This is a genomic window from Streptomyces sp. NP-1717 (assembly GCF_022695985.1).
GTDB lineage: Bacteria > Actinomycetota > Actinomycetes > Streptomycetales > Streptomycetaceae > Streptomyces.
Genome location: NZ_JAAPBF010000336.1, coordinates 1 through 5,457 on the forward strand (window position 1 = coordinate 1; position 5,457 = coordinate 5,457).

The 5,457-nt window shown below is 68.7% G+C and carries 5 protein-coding genes and 2 tRNA genes; 2 read left to right on the forward strand and 5 right to left on the reverse strand.

What is annotated here, in order from left to right; all coding sequences use genetic code 11:
* Together GXP76_RS33710 and GXP76_RS33715 are read right to left on the reverse strand one after the other, a co-directional pair.
* Positions 1-1,646, reverse strand: a 1,646-nt coding sequence (locus GXP76_RS33710; protein WP_242575428.1) for a PAS domain-containing protein, incomplete at its 3' end; no start/stop codon positions are given.
* Positions 1,647-1,814: 168 nt separating this feature from the next.
* Positions 1,815-2,291, reverse strand: a complete 477-nt coding sequence (locus tag GXP76_RS33715; protein ID WP_242575429.1) for an SSI family serine proteinase inhibitor — start codon at positions 2,289-2,291, stop codon at positions 1,815-1,817.
* A 236-nt stretch (positions 2,292-2,527) separates the two neighbouring features.
* Here GXP76_RS33715 and GXP76_RS33720 point away from each other — a divergent pair.
* Both GXP76_RS33720 and GXP76_RS33725 read left to right on the forward strand, forming a co-directional pair.
* Positions 2,528-2,618, forward strand: a tRNA-Ser gene (locus tag GXP76_RS33720).
* A gap of 197 nt (positions 2,619-2,815) precedes the next feature.
* A tRNA-Arg gene (locus GXP76_RS33725) sits at positions 2,816-2,888 on the forward strand.
* 91 nt (positions 2,889-2,979) lie between these two features.
* On the opposite strand, the gene GXP76_RS33730 is transcribed toward GXP76_RS33725, so the two are convergent.
* The 3 genes from GXP76_RS33730 to GXP76_RS33740 form a co-directional block, all read right to left on the reverse strand.
* Positions 2,980-4,257, reverse strand: a complete 1,278-nt coding sequence (locus tag GXP76_RS33730; protein WP_242575430.1) for a tyrosine-type recombinase/integrase — start codon at positions 4,255-4,257, stop codon at positions 2,980-2,982.
* On the reverse strand, positions 4,257-4,433 hold the full coding sequence (locus GXP76_RS33735; RefSeq protein WP_242575431.1) for a helix-turn-helix domain-containing protein: 177 nt from the start codon (positions 4,431-4,433) through the stop codon (positions 4,257-4,259). Before GXP76_RS33735 ends, GXP76_RS33730 begins: the two co-directional genes overlap by 1 nt.
* The coding region (locus GXP76_RS33740; RefSeq protein WP_242575432.1) for a replication initiator at positions 4,430-5,457 on the reverse strand (1,028 nt) is incomplete at its 5' end. The genes GXP76_RS33740 and GXP76_RS33735, both read right to left, overlap by 4 nt.

Below are 5,457 nucleotides of genomic sequence, written 5' to 3' on the forward strand. Positions count from 1 at the left end.
CCCGACCCCTCCCCCAACGGCACTTCCAGCACGTACGCGCTGCCGCCCATGCCCGGCATCTCGTGCGTCTGCAACACCCCGCCGTGCGCCCGCACGATCCCCCGCACGATCGGCTCGTGCACCGGGTCGCCCCCGGCGAACGGCCCGCGCACCTCGATCCGTACGACATCACCGCGCTGCGCCACCGCCACCACGATCGTCGAGTCGACGTAACCGCCGCCCGCCACCGCCCGCGTCCGGCCGGTCGAGTCGACGCCCGCCACGTCCGCCGTGAGATGCGCGAGCGCCGTCGCCAGCCGTACCGGGTCGACCTCCGCCTCGATCGGCGGCGCGTGCACGGCGAACTGCGCCCGGCCCGGGCCGATCAGCTCGACCGCGCCCTCGACACCGGCCGCGACGACCGCGTCGAGCAGCACGTTCACCTTGGTCAGCTGATCCAGGCCCTCGTCGAGCCGCTGGTATCCGAGGACGTTGTCCACCAGCGTCGTCATCCGGGCGTACCCGGCCGACAGGTGGTGCAGCATCTGGTTCGCCTCGGGCCACAGCTGCCCCGCCGGGTCGGCCGCGAGCGTCGACAGCTCCCCGCGCAGCTCCTCCAGCGGCCCGCGCAGCGCGCCGCCGAGGACGGCGGCCAGCTGGTGGTGCCGGCGGGCGGTGTTGTCGTACCGCTCCGCCAACTCCTCGATCTCGGCGGCGTACCGGTCGCTGCGGTCGGCCAGTTCGGCGGTGTGCCGCTCGACGGCGGCGGCGAGTTCCGCCGTGTGGCGCTCGACCGTCTCCGCGAGCTCCGCCGCGTGCCGCTGGGCGGTCTCGGTGGCCTCGGTGGTGTGCGCCTCGACCAGTTCCTCGTACGGACGCCGGTCGGTGAACGTCATCACCGCGCCGACGAGCTGCTCCCCGTCCCGTACGGGCGCGGTGGTCAGGTCGACCGGCACCTGCTTGCCGTTCTTCGCCCACAGCACCTGCCCGCGCACCCGGTGCTTGCGGCCCGACTTGAGCGTGTCGGCGAGGGGTGACTCCTCGTACGGGAACGGCTCACCGTCCCCGCGCGAGTGCAGGATCAGCGGGTGCAGCTGCTGGCCGCCCAGATCACTGGCCCGGAAGCCGAGGATCTGCGCGGCGGCGGGGTTGACGAGTACGACGCGCCCGTCCGTGTCCGTACCGACCACGCCCTCGGCGGCGGCCCGCAGGATCATCTCGGTCTGCCGCTGCGAACGCGCCAGCTCCGCCTCGGTGTCGACGGTCCCCGAGAGGTCGCGGACGACGAGCATCAGAAGCTCGTCGCCGGTGTAGTTGTGCAGGTCGTACGCCTGCTGGCCGTCCTCCAGATTGGCGGAGGTGACCTCGACGGGGAACTCGTTGCCGTCCGTACGCCGCGCGATCATCCGGGTCGGCTTCGTACGGCCCCGCTCGTCGCTGGCCTCCGGCCGGCGCATCGAACCGGGGATCAGCCGCGGGTCGAACTCCGGCAGGAGATCGAGCAGACCGCGCCCGACCAGGGCCGTACCAGGGGTTTCGAAGGTTTCGAGGGCGATGGTGTTGGCGTTGACGACGGTGCCGTTGCCGTTGACCAGCACCAGACCGTCGGGAAGTGCGTCAAGTATCGCCGCGAGGCGAGCAGCGCCTCGGGATGGCCTGCCACTCACGACGACGCTTCCTCCCTGAACCACTGCACCTTGCGGACGGCCGGTCCCATCTTGCCCCTCTGAGTCTCAGCCTGTCACTGGAGGGAGTCTAAGCGCTGGGGGCGGGACGGGACGGCGGATGAGGGGGAGCTCTCACCAAGGTTGTGTGCGGACCCCGTACCCACCGGGTCAGCCCCTGGCGGCGGGGAGTACGGGGACGAGGTTCTGCCAGCGGGAGATCTCGCAGCCGTTCTTGTGGCTGAAGGTCGCGTCGATGCTCCGCCCCTGCCACGTTCCGGTGACCCGGGCGGTGGCGGGCCCGCCCATCTGCATGGTGCACATCTGGCCCTCGGGCACCGGGGTGAACGGGTTCTTCCCCTCCCCGGCGAGCTCGTCGAGCCGCGCGCACGCGGACCGGGCCTCGGGGTGCGTACCGCCGGTGGGCCCGCACTTCAGCTCGTACGTACCGTCTGCGCGGGTGATGTCGGTGTCGGCGACGGTCACCGTGAGCCGGTCCTGCGCCCGCTCCTGGAACAGCGGTGACAGCGTGGTCCGCGTGAGATCGAGCGGCCCCGGCCCGGCGGCGGCGGTGGGCGCGAAGGCGGCCACGGCGGCGAGCGAGGCGGCGAAGGCGGCGGTGGCGGTGAGGGAGAAGCGACGCGACACGGGAGCTCCTGACGGCAGACGATTCCGGGGGGCCCGACGGTGCGTGCCCGCCATCACTAACGCGCGTGAGCCCCAGTCGTTGCGCAACGACGCGCAGGGACACGCACGACCCCGGGGCGCGAAGAAGCGCTTTGCCCTGCGGGCTTCCCGCCTAGTACCGTGGGCGGCGATTGGTGACACCGCGCTCGGCTGTGTCATCATCTGACACGCACCATCCGCGCCCGCGCGGGTGTGCTGGAGGCGTCGCCTAGTCCGGTCTATGGCGCCGCACTGCTAATGCGGTTTGGGGCTCAAACCCCATCGAGGGTTCAAATCCCTCCGCCTCCGCGCACGAATCACCGAAGCCCCGTCCACTTGGCCGGGGCTTCGGCCGTTCCGGGCTGTTCCAGACCGTTCGGTGACCGCTGTTTCGGGGCGTTTCCGCAGCTCAGGCCTGGTCCGGCTAATGGATTTCACGTCACGCCGCAGGTCATGTAATGTTGTTCTCGCAACGCGGACGGGCCCCAAAAAGCCCGGAACGCCAAGCACTCGTAGCTTAACGGATAGAGCATCTGACTACGGATCAGAAGGTTGCAGGTTCGAATCCTGCCGAGTGCACAGCAGGCCAGAGGCCCCATCGAGGAATCGATGGGGCCTCTGGCGTGTGCCGTGACGGCAGTAGTTGACGGCAACCGGTACGGCGCGGTGATCAGATGGCCACCGGAGTGCCGGCGGAGCCGTCGTTATCGTCCCGTCCGTTGCCGTCACCCCGAAGTGCGTCGCCCACGCGGTCGAAGGCGGAGCGCTGCGAGTCGAGCCGGACGAACGTGTAGATGTCCATGGTGACCCGGATCGAGCTGTGCCCCAGGACTTCCATGATCATGCGCGCATCGGCGCCCTGCTCATGGAGGAGCGACGCGCACGTATGACGCAGGTCGTGAAACCGAACCTTGCGGACACCGGCGCGGCCACAGAGCGCTTCGAACGAGCGATTGAGATTGCGCGGCTCGATGGGTGTCCCGTTCTTCGTGGTGAAGACCAGGCCGTGCACCGCACCCTGCCACCGGTCGCCGGCCGCCTTCTTGTCCGCGAGCTGCTGAGCACGCTGCGCACGGAGCGCGGTTACGCACTCGGCAGGCAGGGCCACCCGCCGGGCGGACCGTTGCGTCTTGGGAGCGACGAACAGCAGCTCCCCGCCGACCCGCTGAAGCGCCTGCCGGACGGTGAGGACACCCTCGTACAGATCCAGGTCCGACCAGCGCAGCCCCAACAGCTCACCGCGCCGCAGGCCGATGCGGACCGCCAGTTCGTACGCGGCCCACAGCCGGTTGTCCCGAGCAGCCGCCAGGAGTTGCCGCCCCTCCGTCGAGGACAGCGGTTCGATCTCTCGCCTGGTTCCCATGCTCAGCTCCACATTCCGGGCCACGTTGCGCGGCAGTTCGTCCTCACGTACGGCGTGCTGAAGTGCAGCGCGCAGGAGCACCAGGAGGAAACGCACGGTCCGATCCGAGGGCAGCTTCTTGCAGCACTTTCCGAGTGCGCAGCACCGCCGCTTGTTCTCGGGCCGGGCCTTGTCCTTGCCCTGTGCACAGCACTGGCAGGTGGCGGCCGTCTTGACGAGGAAGGCCCGGATGTCGCGTGCCGTCAGCCGAGTGATCTTCTTCTTGCCGAACTCGGCGGTGACGTAGTTCCGCACCAGCGATTCGTAGTTCACGTAGGTGGTCTTGCGCACCTTCGGGCGAGCCACGTTGGTCAGCCAGTACGACAGGAACCCCGACAGCGCCATCTTGCTCGTCGCGACGGGAAGACCACTCTGGGAGTCTGCCTTGAGCTTCGTCAGCTTCTCGTGGGCGTCGTCCCAGGTCTTGCCGTAGACACTGCGCCGCTTGAAGGTGCCGTCAGTGGCCAGGACGAACGCCGTTCCCTCCCAACGGCCGTCCTTCCGCAGGTAGATAGTGCCTTCACCGTTGGTGTTCTTCTTCGCCATTACGCGGCTTCCTGTTCCGTGCGGAGGGATATGTAGTCGTGAAGGGCGGACTCGCTGATGCGGCGGCAGCGGCCGACTTTGAAGGAGGGGAGTTCGCGAGAGCGGATCAGGTCGTACACCTTCCAGCGGCTGATCCCGAGGCGGTCAGCGACCTGATCCACGTTGAGCACGGTCATTGCCAGACCTCTCCCTCTGTCTTAGCGCGTTGGGCTTGTTCGTGTTGTTGGGCGGTGTTGTGGCGGGTTTGGGCGGCGAGGAGTTCTTCGCCGGGGCGGTAGCCAGTGGCGAGGTAGGCCCATGAGGAGTCGGTGACGAGGGTGGTGTTCTCGTCGGGGGCGGGGAGGCCGGCGCGGGTGCGGGCTTGTTCGGCTTGGGCGGTGCGCCAGGTGCGGCGTACGTCTCGGAGTGCGCCGAGGGTGGTGGAGTAGGTGCGGGATTTCGTGGAGAAGTGGCCGCGGAATCCGAGCATGTGGGCCCATTTCCAGAGCTTGAGGTGGGCGAATTCCGGCAGGTGGCCGAGGTCCCAGGCGGTGCGGATCATCTGGCGTACGTGCTGCTGTACGCGGAGCTCCCGCAGGGGTTCGGCTTGTCCGGTGCCGTCGCAGTCGGTGCACAGGTCGCGGTAGCCGTCGGGGCCGCGTTGATAGCCCCGTCCGGCGCAGGGGAGGCAGATCAGCGTGCGGTCGACGGTTCCGGATTTGTCGGCGCTCTTGGTCGAGTACTTGGCGATGTATGCCGCGACCTTGTGATCAGTGAGTTCGCCGTCACCGAGCGCGGTGATCTCCCGTACGTCGACCCTCTCCCCCCACTCGATCGTGCGCTCCCCGATCGCATCGGATTCCACGGTGAGGACGGAACGCTTCGCAGCGTCGTGAACGGCGCTGATGAGTGCGTTGGGGGTGGCCCAGGCGGGGGGTGGGCTGGTGTGTCCTTCGGGTCCGTCGAAGCGGATCACGGCATGGAAGTGGACCAGGCCGCGTTCCTGGTATTCGGCGACTTTGGCGAAGGAGACGCGTAGCGCCGCTTTCAACGCTTTCTGTGTCATACCGAGTTCGGCGGCGAGGGCGCGGCGGAGGTAGGTGGTGAAGCGTGCCCAGAGGGCTCCGGCGTGCGCGTTCCACAGCACGGCGCCGGTGTAGTCGTAGATGGTGGGGTTGAGCGGGGTGCCGATCGTTGGGTCATCGTCGGTGTGGTGGGTGC